The organism is Bradyrhizobium manausense, assembly GCF_018129685.1.
Lineage (GTDB): Bacteria > Pseudomonadota > Alphaproteobacteria > Rhizobiales > Xanthobacteraceae > Bradyrhizobium > Bradyrhizobium manausense_D.
This window is the reverse complement of sequence record NZ_JAFCLG010000004.1, coordinates 329,026-350,414: the sequence shown is the minus strand read 5'-3', so window position 1 is coordinate 350,414 and position 21,389 is coordinate 329,026. Positions and strand designations below refer to the sequence as shown.

23 protein-coding genes are annotated in these 21,389 nt (G+C 62.8%); 12 read left to right on the top strand and 11 right to left on the bottom strand.

The genetic code is table 11. The features are described from left to right. Window positions 1-165: 165 nt before the first annotated feature. Window positions 166-1,413, top strand: a complete 1,248-nt coding sequence (locus tag JQ621_RS14200) for an NRAMP family divalent metal transporter (RefSeq protein WP_249125299.1) — start codon at window positions 166-168, stop codon at window positions 1,411-1,413. Between the two features lie 486 nt (window positions 1,414-1,899). Further along, a complete protein-coding gene (locus tag JQ621_RS14195; RefSeq protein WP_212235319.1) occupies window positions 1,900-3,114 on the top strand; it encodes a mandelate racemase/muconate lactonizing enzyme family protein in 1,215 nt (404 codons plus the stop codon). A 3-nt stretch (window positions 3,115-3,117) separates the two neighbouring features. Here JQ621_RS14195 and JQ621_RS14190 read toward each other — a convergent pair whose 3' ends face one another. Continuing rightward, the gene (locus JQ621_RS14190) at window positions 3,118-3,402 is read right to left on the bottom strand and encodes a hypothetical protein (protein ID WP_212235318.1); all 285 of its coding nucleotides are present in this window, start codon (window positions 3,400-3,402) and stop codon (window positions 3,118-3,120) included. A gap of 127 nt (window positions 3,403-3,529) precedes the next feature. After that, complete coding sequence (gene rocF, locus JQ621_RS14185; RefSeq protein WP_212235317.1) at window positions 3,530-4,507, bottom strand: arginase; 978 nt, start codon at window positions 4,505-4,507, stop codon at window positions 3,530-3,532. A 267-nt stretch (window positions 4,508-4,774) separates the two neighbouring features. Here rocF and JQ621_RS14180 point away from each other — a divergent pair, with 267 nt between their 5' ends. After that, window positions 4,775-5,035 carry a hypothetical protein gene (locus JQ621_RS14180; protein ID WP_212235316.1) on the top strand — a complete coding sequence of 87 codons (261 nt, stop codon included), beginning with the start codon at window positions 4,775-4,777 and terminating at the stop codon, window positions 5,033-5,035. A 19-nt stretch (window positions 5,036-5,054) separates the two neighbouring features. On the opposite strand, the gene JQ621_RS14175 is transcribed toward JQ621_RS14180, so the two are convergent. Next, on the bottom strand, window positions 5,055-7,799 hold the full coding sequence (locus JQ621_RS14175) for an EAL domain-containing protein (protein WP_212235315.1): 2,745 nt from the start codon (window positions 7,797-7,799) through the stop codon (window positions 5,055-5,057). A 66-nt stretch (window positions 7,800-7,865) separates the two neighbouring features. Beyond that, window positions 7,866-9,110: a FecR family protein gene (locus JQ621_RS14170; RefSeq protein WP_212235314.1), complete on the bottom strand. Its 1,245-nt coding sequence runs from the start codon at window positions 9,108-9,110 to the stop codon at window positions 7,866-7,868. Between the two features lie 129 nt (window positions 9,111-9,239). Here JQ621_RS14170 and JQ621_RS14165 point away from each other — a divergent pair, with 129 nt between their 5' ends. From JQ621_RS14165 to JQ621_RS14155, 3 genes are all read left to right on the top strand, one after another. Next, window positions 9,240-11,036: a ShlB/FhaC/HecB family hemolysin secretion/activation protein gene (locus tag JQ621_RS14165; protein ID WP_212235313.1), complete on the top strand. Its 1,797-nt coding sequence runs from the start codon at window positions 9,240-9,242 to the stop codon at window positions 11,034-11,036. 141 nt (window positions 11,037-11,177) lie between these two features. After that, on the top strand, window positions 11,178-12,008 hold the full coding sequence (locus JQ621_RS14160) for an alpha/beta fold hydrolase (RefSeq protein WP_212235312.1): 831 nt from the start codon (window positions 11,178-11,180) through the stop codon (window positions 12,006-12,008). A gap of 295 nt (window positions 12,009-12,303) precedes the next feature. Beyond that, complete coding sequence (locus JQ621_RS14155; protein WP_212235311.1) at window positions 12,304-12,615, top strand: c-type cytochrome; 312 nt, start codon at window positions 12,304-12,306, stop codon at window positions 12,613-12,615. 188 nt (window positions 12,616-12,803) lie between these two features. On the opposite strand, the gene JQ621_RS14150 is transcribed toward JQ621_RS14155, so the two are convergent. The 3 genes from JQ621_RS14150 to JQ621_RS14140 all read right to left on the bottom strand — a co-directional run bounded on the left by JQ621_RS14150 (window position 12,804) and on the right by JQ621_RS14140 (window position 14,330). After that, window positions 12,804-13,145 carry a phasin gene (locus JQ621_RS14150; RefSeq protein WP_057749686.1) on the bottom strand — a complete coding sequence of 114 codons (342 nt, stop codon included), beginning with the start codon at window positions 13,143-13,145 and terminating at the stop codon, window positions 12,804-12,806. A 144-nt stretch (window positions 13,146-13,289) separates the two neighbouring features. Further along, entirely contained in the window at window positions 13,290-13,475 is a 186-nt protein-coding gene (locus tag JQ621_RS14145) for a hypothetical protein (RefSeq protein ID WP_212235412.1), read from the bottom strand. A 390-nt stretch (window positions 13,476-13,865) separates the two neighbouring features. After that, window positions 13,866-14,330, bottom strand: coding sequence for a hypothetical protein (locus JQ621_RS14140; protein ID WP_212235310.1), 465 nt, complete (start codon window positions 14,328-14,330; stop codon window positions 13,866-13,868). A gap of 195 nt (window positions 14,331-14,525) precedes the next feature. Between JQ621_RS14140 and JQ621_RS14135 the strand changes: the two genes are divergently transcribed. Then, a complete protein-coding gene (locus JQ621_RS14135) occupies window positions 14,526-14,879 on the top strand; it encodes a hypothetical protein (RefSeq protein WP_212235309.1) in 354 nt (117 codons plus the stop codon). A gap of 48 nt (window positions 14,880-14,927) precedes the next feature. On the opposite strand, the gene JQ621_RS14130 is transcribed toward JQ621_RS14135, so the two are convergent. Next, window positions 14,928-15,491, bottom strand: coding sequence for a hypothetical protein (locus JQ621_RS14130; RefSeq protein WP_212235308.1), 564 nt, complete (start codon window positions 15,489-15,491; stop codon window positions 14,928-14,930). A gap of 49 nt (window positions 15,492-15,540) precedes the next feature. Continuing rightward, complete coding sequence (locus JQ621_RS14125) at window positions 15,541-16,074, bottom strand: GcrA family cell cycle regulator (protein ID WP_212235307.1); 534 nt, start codon at window positions 16,072-16,074, stop codon at window positions 15,541-15,543. A gap of 164 nt (window positions 16,075-16,238) precedes the next feature. Between JQ621_RS14125 and JQ621_RS14120 the strand changes: the two genes are divergently transcribed. Continuing rightward, window positions 16,239-16,847 (top strand): S24 family peptidase, encoded by a 609-nt coding sequence (locus JQ621_RS14120; RefSeq protein WP_212235411.1) that lies wholly within the window; start codon window positions 16,239-16,241, stop codon window positions 16,845-16,847. A gap of 100 nt (window positions 16,848-16,947) precedes the next feature. After that, window positions 16,948-17,223 carry a hypothetical protein gene (locus tag JQ621_RS14115; RefSeq protein WP_212235306.1) on the top strand — a complete coding sequence of 92 codons (276 nt, stop codon included), beginning with the start codon at window positions 16,948-16,950 and terminating at the stop codon, window positions 17,221-17,223. Window positions 17,224-17,262: 39 nt separating this feature from the next. Here the strand turns inward: JQ621_RS14115 and JQ621_RS14110 are convergent, their stop codons facing one another. Next, window positions 17,263-18,237 (bottom strand): quinone oxidoreductase family protein, encoded by a 975-nt coding sequence (locus JQ621_RS14110; RefSeq protein WP_212235305.1) that lies wholly within the window; start codon window positions 18,235-18,237, stop codon window positions 17,263-17,265. A 239-nt stretch (window positions 18,238-18,476) separates the two neighbouring features. On the opposite strand from JQ621_RS14110, the gene JQ621_RS14105 reads away from it, so the two are divergent. From JQ621_RS14105 to JQ621_RS14095, 3 genes are all read left to right on the top strand, one after another. Then, a complete protein-coding gene (locus JQ621_RS14105) occupies window positions 18,477-18,677 on the top strand; it encodes a hypothetical protein (RefSeq protein ID WP_057749711.1) in 201 nt (66 codons plus the stop codon). A 144-nt stretch (window positions 18,678-18,821) separates the two neighbouring features. Further along, a complete protein-coding gene (locus JQ621_RS14100; RefSeq protein ID WP_212235304.1) occupies window positions 18,822-19,769 on the top strand; it encodes an AAA family ATPase in 948 nt (315 codons plus the stop codon). Window positions 19,770-19,775: 6 nt separating this feature from the next. Beyond that, window positions 19,776-21,155, top strand: a complete 1,380-nt coding sequence (locus JQ621_RS14095) for a vWA domain-containing protein (RefSeq protein ID WP_212235303.1) — start codon at window positions 19,776-19,778, stop codon at window positions 21,153-21,155. 15 nt (window positions 21,156-21,170) lie between these two features. Here JQ621_RS14095 and JQ621_RS14090 read toward each other — a convergent pair whose 3' ends face one another. After that, on the bottom strand, window positions 21,171-21,353 hold the full coding sequence (locus JQ621_RS14090) for a hypothetical protein (RefSeq protein ID WP_212235302.1): 183 nt from the start codon (window positions 21,351-21,353) through the stop codon (window positions 21,171-21,173). Window positions 21,354-21,389: the final 36 nt, after the last annotated feature.

The following is a 21,389-nucleotide window of genomic DNA, read 5'->3' as shown; positions in this document are numbered from 1 at the left end:
GCGAGCTAGACCGCCGGCAGCAGCCGGCCCGAGGAACTTTCCGCTGGCGATCGGGCTTAGCCCTTCAGTTCGCCATTTCCGGAAGGCCAGCCCCTGTCGAACCGATCCAAACATTCTGCCGCCAGGCGCGAAAGCGCCGTTGCTCCGACCAAGTCGGCGCCGACGCTGCTGCAACGGCTGGGGCCGGGCCTGATCACGGGGGCTGCCGACGACGATCCGTCGGGGATCGCCACCTACTCCCAGGCCGGCGCGCAATTCGGCTACGGGCTGCTCTGGACGGTGTTCTTGACGACGCCGTTCATGATCGCGATCCAGCTGGTGAGCGCGCAGATCGGCCGGGTCACCGGCAAGGGGCTGGCGGCCAACGTGATGGCGCTCGCGCCGCGCTGGGTCGTGCTCGGGCTCGTGGCGCTGCTCGTTGCCGCGAACACCTTCAACATCGCCGCCGACATCGCCGCGATGGCGGAGGCGCTCTCGCTCGTGATCGGCGGACTCAATCACGAGCACGCGCTGATCTTCGCCGCCGGCTCGACCATCCTGCAGGTCTTCCTGCCCTATCGGCGCTACGCGCCGGTGCTGAAATTCATGACGCTGACGCTGTTCGCCTATGTCGCGACCGCCTTCACCGTGCAGATCCCGTGGAGCACGGCGCTGCTCGCCGCGGTGTGGCCGAAGGCGGCCGTCAACGCCGACTATTTCATGATGGTGGTCGCGGTGCTCGGCACCACCATCAGCCCCTATCTGTTCTTCTGGCAGGCCTCCCAGGAGGTCGAGGAAATGAATATCGGCACCCGCGACCGGCCGCTCCGCGAGGAGACGCGGCGCGGCGGCGATCCCGAGCTCGCGCGCATCAAGGCCGACACCACGACCGGCATGCTGTTCTCCAATGCCATCGCCTTCTTCATCATCCTGACCACGGCGGCGGTGCTGAACGCAAACGGCGTCACCAACATCAATTCGGCGACTGAAGCGGCCGAGGCGCTGCGGCCGCTCGCCGGCGATTTCACCTTCGCGCTGTTCGCGCTCGGCATCATCGGCACGGGGCTTCTGGCAATCCCGGTTCTGGCGGGCTCGGCGGCTTACGGCGTGGCGGAGGTCTTCGGCTGGCATGCGACGCTGGAGGCGCGGCCGGAAAACGCGGTCGGCTTTTATACGATCATCGCGGCCGCGACCATCATCGGCTTCGGGCTCGGCTTCACCGGCATCAGCGCGATCCACATGCTGGTGTGGAGCGCGGTGCTCAACGGCATCGTCGCGGTCCCGATCATGGCGATGATGATGCTGATCGTGTCGAACGGGACGATCATGGGCCGGTTCAAGGCCCGCCGGTGGCTGGTCGTGCTGGGCTGGCTCGGCACCGCGCTGATGGCGCTGGCCGTCCTCGCGCTGCTCGGCTCGTCCGCGATCGGCTAGAGCGGCGACAGCGCGGCCGAAATCTGGGACGCGATGACGAAGGCCGCGAACACGGCCGGCACGCTGATGAACCGCAAGAACTGGTCGACTGAAAGCATTGATGTCCCCCCAAAGACAAAAGCACCCTCGCCCGCCCGCGCTACTCCACCCCTTGCGCGACGTGCTGACCGGCCGTCAGAAACCGATCTGAAACGGCGGCCCCACTCATCGTGAGGAGCGCCAGAACCGAAATCACGGCCAGAAACTGCATGTCCCATTGATCGGTTCCGATTGTGGCCAAATCGGTCTGGGTTTGGCGCATTTTCAAGAAAAATCATGATCCCCCGATTCTACGGGCTCTCCGCTTGGCAGGATCCAAAATCGACGCCACGCCAAGTGTTTGCAGGCTTCACGACAGCCCGTCGTTAGCCTAACAATTGTGGCTGGGCCCGGGCTTGTGACGGGCCCGCAAGAAAAATAACACCTCGCCAGGCGACAGGGAGCGACATGACAACATCATCAAAAGCAACAAGTCTCGAGATCCTTGCCTGCGATGCCGGCTGGAGAAACTACCATTTCGTCAAGGTGACGACGGAAGACGGCGTCGTGGGCTGGAGCGAGTTTGACGAGGGCTTTGGCTCGCCGGGCGTCGGTGCCGCGATCCAGCGCCTGTCCGCGCGCGTGATCGGCCAGAACGTCTTTCAGCATGAGCGCATCTATGCCGAGCTTTTCGCTGCCACGCGGCCCGCCGCCGGCGGCGTGGTTGCGCAGGCGCTCGGCGCGATCGAGAACGCGCTGCTCGATGCCAAGGCGAAATGCCTGGGTGTGCCCTGCTACGAGCTCCTCGGCGGCAAGATTCGCGACCGCGTCAGGGTCTACTGGTCGCATTGTGCGACGTGGCGCATCAATCATCCCTCCTGGTACAAGCCGGCGATCGAAAATCTCGACGGCGTCAAGGCGATGGGCCGCGAGGTGCGCGAGAAGAAATTCACCGCGCTCAAGACCAACATCTTCTCCTATGACGACGGCAAGCCAACCGGGTGGCGGCCCGGCTTCGGATCGCCCTTCGCGCCCGAGATCAATGTCGACCGCAAGATCCTGCGCGACTTGCGCATGCATTTGGAAGCAATTCGCGACGGCGCGGGCCCTGACGTCGACATCCTGCTAGACTGCAACTTCAACGCCAAGACCGAAGGCTATTTGAAGATCCTGCGCACGATCTCTGATCTCGACATGTTCTGGATCGAGATCGACAGTTTCAACCCGCAAGCCCTTGGCTATATCCGTAGGCATAGCCCGCATCCGATCTCGTCCTGCGAGACGCTGCTGGGCTTGCGCGAATTCCTGCCCTATTTCCATGAGCAGGCGATGGACGTGGCGATCATCGATACGCCCTGGAACGGCGTGTGGCAGTCCATGAAGATCGCCTCAGCCGCGGAAGCCTTCGAGGTCAACGTCGCCCCGCATAATTTCTACGGACACCTCTGCTCGATGATGAACGCGCATTTCTGCGCAGCCGTCCCGAACCTGCGCATCATGGAAATCGACATCGACCGCCTGGCCTGGGACCGCGAGCTGTTCACGCACGAGCCAGAGATTCAGAACGGCCATCTTGTCATTCCCGACCGTCCCGGCTGGGGCACCGAGCCGAACGAGGAAGCACTTCGTGCCCATCCGCCGAAGACGACCGGCGGGCTCCTCAGCTACGGTCGCAAGAGCTGACGCTCATGGCGTAACAGGATTGACGGTCGGGGACGTCTTGGGCCCCGGCCGATCCGGCTCGATTGGGGATTTCGGTTCGGTCGGGAGCACCTTGGCGCCAGCCGCATGCGCTGCTTCGCCCGTCGTTGCATACATGGCGACGTGAGCCGGTTGCATTTGGGCGCGGCTCCATGGCCCATGGTCGACGATCAACATCGCCGCAATCGTCAAACCGGCCACGATCAGCGCAATCACGCCCGGATGGCGGAGCGCCGAGGAAATGGAATTTGCGAAGCGATCATTTGTCATCCGCGAAACTCGTACTTTTCTGTCCCGCAGGTTAATTCGAACACGTCCGCCGAGTTCCGGGCGTGACCGGCAAGTTCCGAGCCATTGTCCGGAACTCAGTTGTTATCCCTGTCATCTTTGCCGCGCGTCACTCCCCTGGCGCGATCGCGTTGCTCGGCGTTGCGCGATCAGTGATTTGCTGGCCGAACAGGCTGCCGATCAGTTCGACCGCGGTGCGCGCCGTGCGGCCACGCTCATCCAGGAATGGATTGAGCTCGACGATATCGGCCGACCCCACCACGCCGGAATCGTGTAGCAACTCCATGATCAGGTGTGCCTCGCGATAGGTCGCGCCCCCCGGCACCGTGGTGCCGACACCAGGCGCGACGCAAGGGTCAAGAAAATCGACATCGAAGCTGACATGCAACACGCCGTCGTCCGCCTTGACGCGCTCGATCACGCGGCGGATCAGCACCGCGACGCCGAACTCGTCGATCTGGCGCATGTCGACAACCCTGATCCGGCGCGCGCGCATCAGCTCCTTTTCCAGCTTGTCGATTGAACGCGCGCCGAACAGGTCGAGTTTGTCAGGATTGATCGATGCGCGTGGATCATCGCCCAGGAGCCCATCGAGGCCTGCCTCGCCACACAGAAATGCAGCCGACATGCCGTGCATATTGGCCGATATCGTCGTCTCCGGCGTGTTGTAGTCGGCATGGGCATCAAGCCAGAGCACGAACAGCTCGCGTCCCTGCTCCTGCCAATGCCGCGCCATCGCGTTGACCGAACCCATCGACAGCGTGTGGTCGCCGCCGAGGAAGATCGGCAGCGCACCGGTTTGCGCGATCTCATAGCCGCGACGGCTGAGCACGCGCGTCCAGCGCTGGATCTCCCGATAGTGATTGGCTTTCTCAGGCGGCCTGTCGTTGAGATCCCCGACCTCGTCCACCGAGAGGTCGCCGTAGTCGACGACCTCGAAATCCAGGCTTTCGAGCAGTGTTGCGAGGCCGGCGGTCCGCAACGCCGCAGGGCCCATCAAGGTGCCGCGCTGTGAAGCGCCCATATCGATGGGCGCGCCCAGCAACGCGATGCGCCGGGCTCGATCCGCGATGGTCCGATCGGTCACGGCAATCTCCTGAGATCAGCAAGGCTGCAACAGCGTAGCAGAGATTCGGCCCCGTCGTTTCACGGGGTCTCCGGGGAAAGGACGAACGTCCCTCGGAACCAATTGCCGCGCGCGGCATTTCCACTGCAAGGCCGGTACCCGCCGTTCAAGACGGCGCCTGTCGCGGATAGCCAAAGGTCTTCGGGCCCGCTGTTCAGAACAAGCGCACGCGCGGATAGCCAAAGGTGCCGGCCTCAGTCTTCATCTTCAGGTTTGGAGGTTGCAAGCGTGAGCACGGACATACCGCAGCCCAATCCCCAGCCCGGCATGGCCGAGCGCGCCATCGATGCAGCCACCGACGTGTCCCACACCATCGGCGAGGTCGCAGGAGGATTGCGCGCTGCCGGCGATCGCCTCACCGTCGCGATCAATGAAGCGCGAAAGCCGGGACGGCCGCTTGCCACCGTAGCGGCAATCACGCGCGAGGCGCCCCTCGCCAGCCTGTTCGTCGCTTTTCTCTTTGGCGTTGCGGTTGCGCGCCGGCGCTGACAATCCGAACCGAAACGACTCAGGCCGCGCTGACAGCCTCGAATTCGGCCGCCAGGAACTGCTTCTCGAAAGCGTCGGCGGGCATCGGACGACCGAAGAAGTACCCCTGCCCTTCCTCGCAGCCCATGCTGACCAGGAAGTCGGCCGTAGCCCGATTCTCGATGCCTTCAGCGACAACCGTCAAGCCAAGCTGCTTGCTGAGGCCGATCGTTGATCCGACGATCGCGGCGTCGTCGGAATCCGCGAGCAGGTCCAGCACGAACGAGCGATCGATCTTGAGCCCGTCGAGCGGAAATTTCTTCAGATAGCTCAGGCTCGCATAGCCCGTTCCGAAATCGTCGAACAGGATGCGGACTCCAAGCTGCTGGATCCGCTTGAACATGTCGAGCACCCGGCTCTCGTCGTGCAGCAGGATATCTTCGGTAACTTCCAACTCAAGCAGCGAGGGCGAAAGACCCGTCATTTTCAGCAATTGCGCAACCGAATCCGCGAGATCACCGCAATGAAGCTGCGACGGCGAGAGATTGATGGCGACGCGCACTTTGTGGCCCGACAATTCCCACGCGCGCGCCTGCCGGGCCGCGGTCTGCATCACCCAGTTCGCGATCCGCTCGGACAATGCCGACGAGTTGACCACCGGCATGAACTCGCCGGGCGAGACGTAGCCGCGCACCGGGTGACGCCACCGGATCAGCGCTTCGGCCCCCACCAGGCTGCCGTCGATCAGGCGCACCTGGGGCTGGTAGAAAAGCTCGAACTCACCGCGGTCCGCGGCAAGCGCCAATTCGCTCTCCAGCGTCAGCCGGCTCTCCAGTTCATGCCTGATGGCGTTCTCGAAGATCACGAGACTGCCGCGCTGCGTCAGCTTTGCCTTGGTCAGCGCAAGATGGCCGTTGCTCAGCAGATCGTCCGCGGTCAGTCCGCCTTCCGGATATACGGCAACGCCGATGCTGATCTTGATCCGGTGCTGGCGTGTAACCGTGACTAGCGGCGCTTCGAACGCGCGGGCGATCCGTTCGGCGAACGCGGCAATGGTCTCGCCGGCCTCGGTGCAATCGAGCGCGATCGCGAATTCGTCGCCGCTGAGCCGGGCGACGACCGCCTTGCCGCCAACTTCCATTCGCAGGCGCTCGGCGACGGCCTGAAGCGCGATATCTCCGGCCGAATGGCCGAACATATCGTTGATCCGCTGAAAGCCGTCGAGCCCAAGCACAAGCAGCGCCGCCTCGGACGACCGCCGCTTCGCCGCACCGATGAGGCTGACCAACTTTGCATGCAGCGTATTGCGATTGGCAAGACCGGTCAGCGCATCGTACTCGGCGAGATACCTGACGCGTTCTGCCTCGCGCTTGCGCACGGAGATGTCGCGCAGGATTGCGCCATATTGGAATCCGTCCGTTCCCTGCCAGCCCGAAAAGCTCGCTTCGACGGGGAAAGTTTCCCCGTTCTTGCGACGGCCTTCGAATTCGACGACGACGGCACCGCCGGGGACCAGCAGCGCCTGACGTGCAGCGTCGCGGATGGCGAAGGCCTTCGTGCCAGCTTCCACCGGAATCGCACACAGCATCTCAAATGGGCGACCGATCATCTCGGTTGGCATGTAGCCAAAGATGGCGCTGGCGCCGGGATTCCAGACCGTAATCCGGTGATGTTCATCGGTGCAGACCAGACCATCGCCAAGCGACATCGCGATACGGTGAAAGCGGCTTTCGGCAATCCGCCCCAACAGGCTGCGGAAATCGATCTCGTCCAGCGCGATGGCTGTCAAATAGGCGACGATCGCGATGTGAAACAGCGACGTGTCGATGATGACTGGCCAACGTTCCTGCACAAGGACCGCAGACAGTTCGATGCCGCCGCCCGCCGCGAGCAGGACGGCGACGCGGACGCCCGGCGCGACACGGCGCCACGAATACATCATCAGCAGGCAGATCACGGCAAGGCCGGCGATCATGCCGATATCGGACGTCCAGCGCAGCATACGGTTCTGCAGAACCGACTCCGTTGCCAGCGCCTGCAAAATGGGTCCTGCGAGAATGCGGCCGTTGGGAACGCTGAACCGGTCGCCGAGCTCGAGTGCCGTGGCACCGACAATGACCTTCTTGTCCCTCAGCTTGTCGAGCGTCTTGGCATCGCGCCGCAGCACGTCGACATAGGAAACAACAGGAATCGACGCAGCCCGAATGCCGAAGTCGATCAGGAATGGCGGCCGCCGATTGGCGTCCTGTCTCGCCAACACCACCGCCATCGAAGGCATCTGGGCGTCACCGAGCTTTTCCGCGACTGGATAGCGGCGAACGAGCCCATCGGATTCGACCGCGACATTGACCACGGCCGGCCACGACTGGTTGCCGAACGGCTTCAGAGGCCGATTGATGTGGGCCGCGCCTCCATTTGGCGTGGGCTGCTTGAAGGATGGCAGGATGGTCGAGCCACCGACCTCGCGAAGTGCGGCAAGAAAGGCTTCGTCCGAAGCCGGATCCGCCGGCGAACTGAAATCGATGTCGAAAGCCACGTCCTGCGCGCCGGCGGCCTCGAGCCTGTGCAGGAGGTCAGCGTGCAGGCTGCGGGGCCAGGGCCACACACCAATCTGATCGATTGAGGGGGCGTCGATGGCGACGACGACGACGTTGCCGGTGGCTGCACGCGACTGCCAGGCAAAGCGCAGATCTGTGAGCGCACTGCGCAGCGCGCCGTGCCATCCCGTGGACAGCACGACCGCCAGGGCGATCACGACGAGGATATGTGGCCGATAGCGCATCACCTTGCCCCCCTTCGCACGGGCGGCGCTCGCCGCCGAGTGCTCCCCCCTTATGACGACCGCACGGTCCTAGTGATGCTTGTACCAACCGTAATGGTTGCCATTGTTGCCGCTGTTGCCGTTTCCGTTGCCACTGTTCCCGTTGCCGCTGTTCCCGTTCCCGCTATTGCCGTTGCCGCTGTTGCCGTTGCCGCTGTTTCCATTTCCGCCATTGCCGTTGCCGGTCGCGCCGCTCCCGCTGCTCCCGCTTCCGGAGGTGCCACCGACCGACCCCGCGGTCGTCGCGACGGTCGTTGCCACGCTCGAGGCCGACGATATGACGCTCGATGTGGCTGCACTGCTGCTCACGGAAACCGCCGTGACCGCAGTACTATTGGCTGCAGTGGTCGTCGCGTTCGACTTGCTATCGCTCCACACTGTGTCGGTGCTGACACTTACGCTACGCACCTGCCCCAGTGCGACCGCGTTATGGGCGAGACCATGGGTGACCTTGTGGAAGTTCAGCTTGACCTCGCCGAGCGAGCTCGAGATGTGCACCACGCCGGCCTTGACTGCGTGAACTCCCGCCGATTGATGCAATTGCGACGCACCGGCCACCTTGGTGCCCTTGTCGATCGTACCAAGCGCATGGATCGCATGACCGTTCGCCGCATCGCGCGGCGCGGGCAGGCCCGACTTCGGCACAGGAACGCGCTCGATCGTCGACGCGCGCGGCTTGCCCTGCTCGATCGGATTGAGCGTGCCGGTGCCGGTGAGGCTGAGACCGGGCTTGCCGTGCTCGAAGGCGGTCGCCACCTGGCCGGGCATCACTTGCGCGATCTGACCAGTCTTGAAATCGGAGACTTCAACCTGGCCGCGGAGCACGCCAACCTTGGTGCTGCCTGCATCCACCGTGACGCTGAAATGCGTTCCCTTGACCACAGCGGCGAGATACGGCGTCTCGACCTCGAAATGCTTGACGTTGCGCTTTTCGACCTCGAGCAGGATCGAACCCGCCTGCTGGACGATGGTGGTCGAGAGTCCCTCCTTCTTCTCGGCGGGCACGCCGACCACCGAATTAGGAGAGATCAAGATCGTCTCCTCGCCGCGAACGAGCAGCACGCGTCCGTTACGCCCGGTGCGAATGGTATCGCCCGGCTTCAGCGTCTCTTCCTGATTCAACGAGACCTGCTGCGCGCCGTTGGTCGCGAGCCAGACCTCCCCCGATGACCTGCTGACCGACCAGACGCCGTCATCCGCAGCGGATGCAACGGACGCCGTTCCCAGGATCAGTGCCGCCATCACGGCGCACCGCATTCCAATCCGGACGAGCATGATGACCCTCAGCCAAAGTTACTGCGAGTCTTCTGCGTATCCGAGATCACTCAAGATTGGCTTAGCGGGAGCCCGGGAGTCGGGCGGCCGCATTAACGGATCATTGACCATAAAAAACTATGAAAAATCATGCGGCTACTGAAACCTTACCGGCGCCTGGGGACGTCTCTGTCAAACTACGGAGAAAAGCCCGCGCGTGGCACGGCGGGACGTTATCTTACTGCCGCACTGTTACTGTTCGGGCCGACGTTTGCGGGAATATCGCAGACCTTCGCGCAACAGGCGAACCAGCCGGGGTTCGATCCTCGTCAGCCCGAGAAATATTTCGAAAACCAAACCGAGCAAGAATCCCTGAACCGGCCTTCGGTGAAGCTGCCCTCGGTCGGCCAGCCCAATACCGGCGGGGATACCAGGCCGCAGTTTGTGCTACGCGGCATGGACATCAGCGGCGCCCACGCCATCCCCCACGATCGCATCGCAACGATCTACCAGCCCTATCTCGGCAAGATGGTCTCGCAAGCGGATCTCGCCTCGATCGCCGGCGCGATCAGTGACCTCTACCGCGCCCAGGGCTTCCATCTCAGTCGCGCGATCGTGCCGGCACAGGACATCGCCGACGGCCGTGTTCGCATCGAGGTGCTCGAAGGCGCAATCGTGGAAACCGAGCTGAAGGGTGACGGGGCCGATCAGTTCGGCGTGAGGCCGATGCTCGGGCCGATCCTGGCCGAGCATCCCTCGCGTCTGGCAACGCTGGAACGCCAGCTCTATCTCGTCAACGGCTGGCCGGGCGTCCGGATCACCGATACTGCACTCGAGGAGATCGGCGGCGCGACTGGTCGCTTCCGCCTCACGATCTATCTGAAAACCTGGCACGTCTTCACATCGTTCGGCCTGGACAATCTCGGCTCATCATCGGTCGGTCCGTGGCAGACCTACGCGACGGGCGCGTTCAACTCGTACCTCACGCCCGGCGACACGCTCGCAGTCAACCTCTCGACCATCGCCAACGACCCGCGCGAGCTAGGCTTCACGCGGCTGTCTTACGACGCTCCGGTCGGTGTCGACGGCGTCAGGCTCGGCGGCTCCGTGCTATACAGCGCGGTCAGGCCTGGCGATGCACGCCGCCTCGCCAGCGACATCACCACGACCGAAGCGTTCGAGCTGCGTGCCAGCATCATTCCGCTCCAGTCGCAATCGTCCACGCTGACTGTGACTGCGGCGACGACCTTCAGCAATGTATCGGAACACGATCTCTACGGCCCCTGGTACAACGACCATATCAGGACCGCCAGCGTCACGGCCGACTATAGGCTGCAGGATAATTTTGGCGGCACCAACTATGCGACGGTGAGCTTCCGCCAGGGTCTCGACATATTCGGCGCCTCGCAATTCAACGACGATCTGTTATCGCGCGATGGCGCTTCCTCAAACTTTTCAGTCCTGAATGTCTGGTTCACGCGTTACCAGACACTCACCGATGCCTGGTCGCTCAAGCTGTCCGCGGCGAGCCAGACCGCATCGCGGCCGCTGTTCACGTCGCAGCAATTCTATCTCGGCGGAGCAGCCTTCGGCCGCGGCTATGGTGCGGCCGAGATCAGCGGCGACAACGGTCTTGCCGGTTCGCTCGAGCTGCGCTTCGACCAGAAGCTCAATTTCCGCTACTGGAGCGGCTACCAGCTTTACGCCTTTGGCGACGCTGGCGCCGTCTGGAACGACGGTTACCGGCTGAGCGACGGCCTGGCGCTGACGTCGGCCGGTGCCGGCGTGCGGTTCTTCCTGCCGCATGACCTCCAGGCGGACTTTGGCGTGGCCGTGCCCTTGAGCTACCGGGCGCCGGACAATGAGCGCCGCAGCCCGCGCTTCCTGTTCACCCTGTCGAGCGCTTTCAGGCTCTGCCCCGAGCGCGGCAGAGGCGGTTGTCTCTAACCCTGCTGGCCTGGCCGGGATGGGGCCCTTTGGGGCCAGCCTCACAGACTTGCCTAAATTTAATCCCGTAACCTGCTCACGATCGCTCGATCTGGGCGTTTCCCGTAGCCATGTTCAGTCAAAAGTGATTGAGACGGAACCATGAAGAGGGTTTTAGCAGTTTTGGCCTTCCTCTGCGTCCTCGCGGCAGGCCAGTATATTATCGTCGCCAAATTCGCGATCCGCCACGAGATGCTGTCCTTGTTTGACGCCTCGCGTCAGCGGCCGATCTCGGTCGACATCGCGGTCCGGCGCGACTACGAGACCAAGGCCAATCTCGGTCTCTGGAAGCTTCCGGTCGCCATCATCAGCAACGGCAACACGGTCAAGGCCACCGAGTATTCCTTCCTCGCCAACGTGCTTGCGGCGCGCGGCTATCTCGTCGCCAGCATCCAGCAGGACCTGCCGAGCGATCCACCCCTGATGACTCATGTCGGCCAGCCCTATGTCGGCCGGCGCGAGGTCTATATGCGATGCGAGGCCAACATTCTCTTCGTGCTGAACACCTTGAAGGACCGGGAACAGAATGCCGACTACGACCACATCACCCTGGTCGGTCATTCCAACGGCGGCGATGTCTCCATGTATGTTGCCCGGCAGCATCCCGAACTCGTGTCGAAGGTCATCACGCTCGACAATCTCAGGGTGCCCTTCGTCCTGAGCGACCGCATGAAGATTCTGTCGTTTCGCTCGAAAGATCCGCATTTCCAGACCGACCCCGGCGTGCTGCCGACGCCGGAAGAGGCCAAGGCGCGCGGCATCGACATCGTCAACACCGGTGCGCAGCACACCGAGATGAGCGATCGTGGGCCCGATGCGGTCAAGGAGAAGATCCAGGCGACGCTGGACCGCTTCCTGCGCGAAAGCACCAGCAGCGCGCTCGCGCCGGCCGATACGACGAGCCCGATGATCATGAACCCGGGCGACTACTAGCCGGAAGGCTTTGCGGCAGATCAACGCAGCTCCATGCCGGCCGCGGTACAAGGGCCGTGCAGCATCGGAGAGGCGCGTGTTCCACCTTAGCCATAGCCTTGATACCAGCAGGCTTGATGCGGAGGGCTTAGGCTTGCCCCCGGCCAGGATTTCCAGGCTCTTACGTTATGTCTACCGTTCGGCCCGGAGGTTGCTCCGGTCGATCATCACGCGCGTCGACCTCTCACAATTTCCGGGATCATGCTGCGGCTGAAGATCAGGTCCGCAGGCAAACGAAACGAACAGAGGTGACCAGATGCGCGCACATGTCGGGCAAATTTCGCTTTTGCTTGCGGCGCTCTCGAGTTCGGCTGCGCTCGCCGCTGACGCCGATCACGGCGCCGATCTTGCGCGGCGCTGGTGCGCGAGTTGCCATCTCGTCACGAGCGGCCAGACCCAGGCCAGCGCCGACGTACCGTCCTTCGCATCGATTGCGCGCAGGCCTGATTTCAGCCCGGAGAGGCTCGCCTTCTTCCTCCTCGACCCGCACCCGAAGATGCCGAACTTTCCCTTAAGCCGGATCGAAGCCGCCGATCTGGCCGCCTATATCGGGTCGCTGCGCCAGTAGCGGGCCGGTCGATAGCAAGGCCCTGGAAATGCAAATCCCTGCCGGGTGAACCGACAGGGATCAGCAGAAAGGACGATGGACGGCGGATGAAGTTCATCCGGTGGGCCATCATGGACCTGCAGCAGAATTGAAATGCGCATCTCGCCGCGACGCAAGATCAATTTGTAAGCAGACGGAGCGGCGTCCGATCAGGATTTGCCTTTGCCGGGCTGCATGAAGTTCCCGGTCATCTGGCGCATGTGATCGCCGGCGTTGGTGAATTGACTGCGCAGGAACTCGGACTGGATGCGCATCGCCTCCTGCAGGTCGGTTGCGTGAACCAGCTTACGGGCATGCTCGAATGCCGCCTTCATGTTCTGCTCAGTGAAGGCGAGTGCCTGCTTGGACACGTCCGCGCCCGCTCCTGGAACCGACGACATCGATTTGGTGGCGGCATCGAAAAACATGCCGAATGCCTTCTCGGCCTGGTCGATGGTTTTCTCGGCCAGGTCACGCAGTTCAGCCGGAACTTCGAGCTTCGGTTCGATCATGGTCGCGCTCCTCCCTCTTTTTCTTGCTTGATTATCACATTTGCAGCACCGCTCGCCAGCGGCCAGGCTCCGGAAACCGCCGCTGCCACGCGGTCTGCCTCCAGCCGGGAGGTGGGACCAAGCGCAATATCGGCGCGGGCAGGCTCAGGACAGGGGGTATTCGGGGAGGGCTTCGTCGGTGACGAGGTCTTCGACCAGCTTGATGACCTCGAAGCGTTGACGGGGCGCGAGCTTGAGAAAGGCGCGCAGCAGGCGGAGACTCTCGACGGTGCCGGTTGCTGGCGCACCGAGCTTGAGGTGCAGTTCAGTCGCGAAATTGAGGTTTTTCATCTCGCACCTATGGCAGGATCGGCCCTTCGGGTCGGACATCAGACGTCCGATGGAGGACCGGGTGACGTCACCGAACGCCATGGCGACGACGAACTCTGGGACGGGGCACCCCAGCAGACTGGCGCGCTGAGTTGCAGATCTGAACAGACTCGGCCCGACCCGAGAGGTTGCAATTATTTCAAGAAACAACCCGCTGGGCAAGCCAAACCGTAAGACTTAGCGATGCTTCGTCGGCATCGTGCCACGGCAATTCCGGATAACAGGAATACGCGCCGCCGTCACCCGCCTGCGTCAAGAAGCAGCATCAATCACCACAAGCCCCAGATCGCTGTCAATTCGACCAACGTTTCGCATTGTTTCCGGCATGCTCGGAAACTGGCAAGTCGCGGACTAGCGCTTCTTCAGCGTATACACGCGATCGTTGAGTCCGATTTCAGCGGTTGTATCGTCCACGAAATGAACGTCGATCTCGCAGCCGGTCTCCAGCGTCCTGATACGGGACCCGCTGAAGCCGAGCGATGCGGCAAGCGCCTTGGGATCGACCTTCTTGTCGGCTCGCCGCATCTCGTCGAAGGCGCCCTGAAAGAGCATATCGGGACCATAGTCCGTCACCTTGTATTGCGGCTTGGCGCAAGCGAATGGATTTGGACCGGAGATCTCCCTGGGCTTGAGAACAACTGTCTTGCCCATCAGCCGCACGCGCTCGGCATCGTCAGGCTTGCGATGCGGATCCACCCATGGCGCCACCACGGCCGACGTCAATGTCCAGCTTCCGAGATAGAAAGGATCGGCCGCTGCGGCGGAACCAATAATGCCGAGCGATACGGCTATGCCAGCGATGTTGGCGAATTTCATCCGACGAGCCCCTGATCTTTCGAATTGGACTCGCCGCGCCGCATTGCGGTTCATCATTGCCCGATATTTCCGGCTCCGTGAACCCTCGTTCAAGATCGTGCGACCAAGCGGTTGCGAAACGGCCACGCGGATCACGGGCGCCATGGCTGATCGACTGTTTGATTCGGGCGCGCGTCAGCACCAAAGGACGACGGCATGCTTTCACGCTGCGATCTCATCAAGGGCGCCGCGGTTGCGCTTCTTACACTCTCGACTCAGGGCGCATGGGCGCAGGAGACCAAAATGAACCTGTTCAAGATCGTCACCATCAAGGACGAGATCATCATCGGGCTATCGCCCGACGAGCTCCAGGCGCTCGGCGGCGACGCGAGCGCGGTCGCGCACGCCCTGGCGCAGAAGGGCGACCTCACGGTCTGGCAATACAACGTGCATCGCGGACAGAACGGTGAAATGCAGCAGGCGCCGACGGCCAAGATCGGGCTGCTGGCCAACGCCTCGCTCCGCGTCGAGCCCTACACCACGCCTTATCAGATCATGCCGCATCCCTGACAAGCGACCGGAGGAGGTGCCGGCGGCGAAAGCCGCCGGCACCCTCATTCAGCGCCGCCGCGCCGATGCATCCGTGGCAAAGCCGTAGATCAGCGCCAGCCGGTCCAGGCATTCGCGAAAGCGCCGGCCGAAATAGTCGTTCCAGCGCTGGGTGCGGACGGCGCGTCGCTGTCCAATCTGGTCCATGGTCAGGCCAAGCACCAGCACGTCGTGCACCAGCGCGGTGCCGTCGGTGCCAAGCTCGCGTTCGACCCGGTTCAGCCGCAACACGGCCTGGCGCTGGCTTTCGGTGACGGGCTCTCGCGAGCGGGCGCCGTCCACATATTCGCGAGTCGGATCCATGGCCTGAGGGCCCCGCTCCGCCTTCTCCCAGTCGTTCTGATAGGCGCGGCCACCGCGGTATTGCGCCTCATCGATCTGGTGATGTGCGTGCAGCCGGCCGAGCGGATCATTGCGGATCGACCGCATGGCCGCAATTTTCTCATCCGGATCAAGCGCGAGGGGATTGTCGACCCCCACCTCCACCACTTCGGCATTGAACGGCAGATCGCGCGATCGCCGGTCGTGAAGCTCGGTCAATTTGTAGGACATATTGCGTCTGGCACGTGCCACCCGGACACTCCTTGCGAGTTGACATGAAAAGAGATACTGGTTGTGCCGGTCAGCCGGCTGAAACCAACCTCAGCACGACGGCACCGGCGGTGCGGCCCGACGCTGCTCCCGGCCCTGCGGTCAGGTGCGCATGCGGCGCGCAATAGCTCGAGCCGGACTGGCGCGGGTGACCGCAGAAGGCGACCTTCTCCCCATCCTTTTCACCGCCATATGGATAGCGGCAGTCCCAATGTTCGAGCTCGAGCAGCGTGAGCAGCCGCGGCTGTACGCCGACACAGCGCAATTTGACCGGCTTGGCGGGTTGCAGCGCCGATGGCGGCGGCAGGTTCAGGCCGGGTATGGCGACACGAGGCTTCGCGAGCAGTCGGGGCTCGCCCGGCAAGGACGGCACGATTGACGGACTGGCGACTCGTCCGGATATGGCCAGCCCCAGCCGCTTGGCGCGTCCGACCACCGCATTGCGCGTGTAAGCCGTTCCAAACCTTGCGTTTATCTGCCTTCCGATCTCCGCATACGACATCCCCTTGAAAAAATACTCGCAAAGCGCGTCCGATTGCTCCGATGACCACTGGCCCGGTTCCATGCTGCTGTCCTGTGATGCGCTCCGATCGCACACGATCCGGAGACGGCACACATTCCGTTATTCCGAAGACTAAGTCAAGCAAGAATTCTGATATTCATAATTGCATCAATTCCGAATTTCGGATTATAAGAGGCAGGGAGCCATGGGCAATCGAGGGAATCACCATGTTGGACGTTGCGATGATCGAGCGGGGCCTTGAAAAGACAGGCAAAAGCAAAGGGGGGCTGGCCGCGGCGATGGGCGTCCGCCCGGGCGCGGTGTCCGAAATTCTCGGCGGCGAGCGCCTGGTGAAGGCCTCGGAAATCATTCCGATCATGGAATATCTCGAGCTGAATCTCGCGCCGATCATGGGGCGCGTCGGCGCCGGCGCCGTGATCGAGCCAGACTTCGAGCAGGTTCCGCCGGAGGGGCTCGGCGACATCGCGCTCCCCTTCCCGATCATGGAAGAAACCGTCGCTTTCGAGATCGTCGGCGATTCGATGCTGCCCAAATATGAAAGCGGCGATGTGATCGTGGTCTACAAGGATCAGCGCCATCCGCTGTCCAGCTTCTACGGCGAAGAGGCCGTAGTCCGGCTCAAGACCGGCGAACGCTATCTGAAGACCATCGAGCGTGGCAAATCCCCTTCCGTCGTCAACCTCACCAGCTTCAACGCCAAGCCGATCGTCGGCGTCAAGCTCGACTGGGTCGGAGAAATCTGCCTGTCGATGCCTAAAGGCCAGCTCGAGCGCCTGCGCGCCAAGTCGGCCCGCCCCCGCAAAAAGGGCCGGTAGGACCAGATTTCCGATTTTCGGAAACCAAGCTTGACATAATTCTGTTTTTCATAAATACTCTGCCGCGCGCCCGACCACCGGGGCGCGGCAGGATCGTTTGATGCAATATTTCGTCGTGATGATCGATTACGGACGACGTGGCCGCGAGGCGGTTGTCGATCCTGAAATCACCCGGCGCGAGGTCATCTCCCGCATCAGCTCCGGCGAATACCAGAACATCTCGTTTATTCATGAAATTGCGGAAGATTCGGTCGAGGACGTGACCAAAGCCATTCTGGCTGAGGCCGCGCTCCCCGAAATCCCACCTGAAGACGTTGACCTCCAGGCGCTTCGCAACGATCACGCCCGCGAGATGCGCAAGCACGAGAAGGCGTGATGCAGGCCCAAGCGGCCTGCATCACGGCCTGGCCCGAGGTCACACCGTGAGGACGGTCGATCCCGTGGTCTTGCGCGCGGCGAGATCGGCGTGCGCCTTCGCGGCGTCCTTCAAAGCGTAGGTCTGGTGCACCTCGATCTTGACCGCGCCGGACTTCACGACGTCGAACAGCTCGTTCGCCATGGCAACCAGGGCCTCGCGCTTGGCCGCGTAGGTGAACAGCGTCGGGCGGGTGACGTAGAGCGAGCCCTTCTGCGCGAGCAGGCCGAGATTGAGCGGCTCGACCGCGCCGGAGGACGCGCCGAACAGGGCGGCGACGCCAAGCGGCGCGAGACAGTCCAGCGACTTCAGGAACGTGTCCTTGCCGACGGAATCATAGACCACCGGAACCTTCTTGCCGCCGGTGATCTCGTCCACGCGCTTCACGAAATCCTCGCGCGTGTAGATGATGACATGGTCGCAGCCATGCGCCTTGGCGAGTTTTGCCTTCTCGTCGCTGCTGACGGTGCCGATCACGGTTGCGCCGAGATGCTTCGCCCACTGGCTCAGGATCAGGCCAACACCGCCGGCCGCGGCATGGAGCAGAATGGTGTCGCCAGCCTTCACGCGATAAGTCTGCCGGATCAGATATTGCGTGGTCAGTCCCTTCAGCATCATCGCAGCTGCGGTCTTGTCGTCGACACCGTCGGGCAGCTTCAGCAGCCGGTCGGCGGGGATCAGCCGCGCTTCGGAATAGGCGCCGAGCGGCGACGCGCCATAAGCGACTCGGTCGCCGGCCTTCAGATCGGTCACGCCAGGCCCGACCTCCTCGACAATGCCCGCGGCCTCGCTGCCGAGCCCGCTCGGCAATTGTACCGGATACACGCCTGATCGGTTGTAGATGTCGACGAAGTTGAGACCGACGGCAGTATGGCGGATTCGCGCCTCACCTGGGCCCGGCTTGCCGACATTGATCTCCTCCCAAACCAGGACTTCCGGACCGCCGGTCTTGTGAAAACGAATGGCATAGGTCATGGGCGTTGCTCCCTTGTCGTTGCGTTGATGGTCCGAGAAAAAGCGGATCAGCGATCGTCCAGGCACCGGAAATAGGCATTTGGTCCGCCCGTTACAGTACAGAGACGTAACAAGAATGTCACAGCGACCGACAAACGCCCGCCGTTCCACCTCCGTTCGAAAGAGTTGATGACGGCCTCTCGACGAGCGGCGGTAACTTTCACGCGGGGTTTGGTGGTCGCTTGCGAAGGAGAGCCGAGATGCCAGCTTATGTACAGCATCATCAGGATATCGAAATCGCGCCCGTGATTTGCCCGACATGCATGGGGTTCCTGCCGATGTATGTGCGCGAGGTCGAGCCGCACTGGAGCCTTGCCAAGATCGATTTCGTCTATGAGTGCGCCGATTGCGGTGCCGAGGTCAGGCAGACTATCCGCAAGCCGGAACTGCTGCGGCACTGATCGCATCATCAGCTACCTCTCAAGTATTTGCGCTGAACGGAAAAAGCAGGTCGGCGCGGATCAGGCCGTCCCAAACGAGGCTTGTTCTTTGCCGGGAACGCAGGCAGAACAAGCCTCAATCAAGACCTTTGGGAGCGCCCTTTCGTGGCTGAACAGAAGGCCTCGACCTCGATCGAGGCAGTGGAGAGCGGCCTCGCCGCGCAGGGCTATATCGCGAGCCGGCAGATCGCGACCGCAGTTTATCTGTCGCAACAGATCGAAAAGCCGATCCTGGTCGAGGGACCCGCGGGCGTCGGCAAGACCGAACTGGCCAAGGCGATTGCCGCCTGGAGCGGCAAGAAGATGATCCGCCTGCAATGCTATGAAGGCCTCGACGAGGCCAAGGCGCTCTACGAGTGGAAATACGCCAAGCAGCTGCTCTACACCCAGATCCTCAAGGACAAGCTCGGCGAAGTGCTCGGCGGCGCACAGACGTTGCATGCCGCGCTCGCCCAGCTTCATGATTTCGGCGACGTGTTCTTCTCCAAGGAGTTCGTCGAGCCGCGTCCGCTGCTCCAGGCGCTGGAGCACCCCGGCGGCTGCGTGCTGCTGATCGACGAGATCGACAAGTCCGACGCCGAATTCGAATCGCTGCTGCTGGAAATCCTCTCGGATTTCCAGGTCACCATCCCCGAACTCGGCACCGTCTCGGCGATCACGCCGCCGACGGTGATCCTCACCTCCAACAGCGAGCGCGACCTCGGCGACGCACTGAAGCGGCGCTGCCTGCATCTGCATATCGGCTTCCCGGAACAGCGGCTTGAAGAGCGCATCGTCGAGAGCCGCGTGCCCAATATCTCGCAGACGCTGCGCCGGCAGATGGTCGGCTTCATCCACGAAATCCGCTCGCTGGATCTGAAGAAGCTGCCCTCTGTCAGTGAGACCATCGACTGGGCGCGCGTGCTGGTGCTGCTTCAGGCTTCCGAGCTCGACACCGAGATCGTCAAGGACACCCTTAACGTGCTCCTGAAATACGAGGCCGATATCGAGGCTGCTCACCCGCAGATCACGACCTTTATTGCCAAGGCGACCCGGTCCAACGTCTTCGGTTGACGCCCGATGCGCGAGAACCTTCATCGTTTCTTTCGGGCGGCGCGGGGCGCCGGCGTCCACGTTTCGCCTGCCGAAAGCATCGATGCGATGCGTGCAGTGGCGCAGGTTGGCATCGACGACCGCGCCATCCTGCGTGACGCGCTGCTCCTGACGCTCGCCAAGTCGCAAGACGAGAAGCTCGCACTTGGCGACTGCTTTGACCTGTTCTTCAGCCAGCCGGAGCCGCGGCAAGACCAACCTGACGCCGACAGCGACGACGAGGCCTCGCAGGACACGGATCAGTCGCCCTCGCCAGCTTCGGAGGGCGAAGCGGGCGGAGGTCAGCCTCGGCAAGAATTGGGTCCGCTCGCGCAGATGCTGCTGTCGCAGGACCGCAACGCGATCCAGGCCGCCATGGCCAACGCCGCCGGCGCGGCTTCGCTCTCCGACATCCGCTACTCGACCCAGCGCGGCATCTTCTCCAGCCGCATCCTCGACGCCATGGGCCTTCAGCGCCTGCGCGACGATCTCGACGGACTGACCGCGACCAATCCGGCGCTGGCCGAGCGCCTGCGCGCTGCGCTCGATGCCTTGCGTGAAGCGGTGCGCGATACGGTCTCGCAGGGGCTTGCGCTCTATGCACGCGAGGAGGCCGAAAACCTCCGCAACGAAATCCTGCGCAACGCGCCGCTGGCCCGCATCGAGCGGCGTCAGGTGGCGGAAATGCGGGCGCTTATCCGCCAGATCGCGCGGCGGCTGCGCGAGCGCTATTCGAAGCCACGCAAGCGCCAGCGCCGCGGTCATCTCGACGTCCGACGCACGCTGCGTCGCAACGCCGCCTGGGGCGGCGTGCCCTTCCTCACCGCTTGGAAGCGCAAGCATCGTGACCGACCGAAGATCGTTGCGCTGTGCGACGTCTCAGGCTCGGTCGCGCAGGTCTCCGACTTCTTCCTGCTCCTGATCCACTCGCTGCATGAAGTGGTGGACGACGTCCGCTCCTTCGCATTCTCGTCACATCTGATCGAGGTCAGCGAGACCCTGGAGAAGAAGTCGCCGGAAGAGGCGATGGCCGAGATCATGTCCAAGGTCGGCTTCGGCTCATCCGACTATGGCTCTTCTCTGGTCGATTTCGAAAAAGACTTCATGAGCACGCTGACACCGCAGACCACGGTGATCGTGCTCGGCGATGCCCGGAGCAACAATCTCGATCCGCGCGCCGACATTTTGCGCCGGATCTCCGAACGCTCGAAGCGGCTGGTCTGGCTCAATCCCGAAGGACGGCTTGCCTGGGGCTTCGGCGATTCCGAGATGCCGCGTTACGCCACATTTTGCAGCGTGGTGCGGCCATGCGCCACCGCGCAGCAGCTCGAGCGCGCAGTCTCCGATATCGTTGCGACGTATCAGTAGGCCTGGTTGCAGCCGTTAGTTTCGCGCAAGCTCCGTGTGAGCGACGTTGCACTCGCGAAAGTGATAGGCGATTTCGTCGAGCGCGCGCTCTTCCCATTCCTGCGCTTGCGCCAGCCAGAACACGCGGCGCTCGAAATCGAGCGCAGCGCGCTCGCGACACAGGGATTCCTGACTGCGGATTTCTACCAGCCTGTTCATGCACTCACACTCCTGCCGTGTGAAGCTATTCCCCGC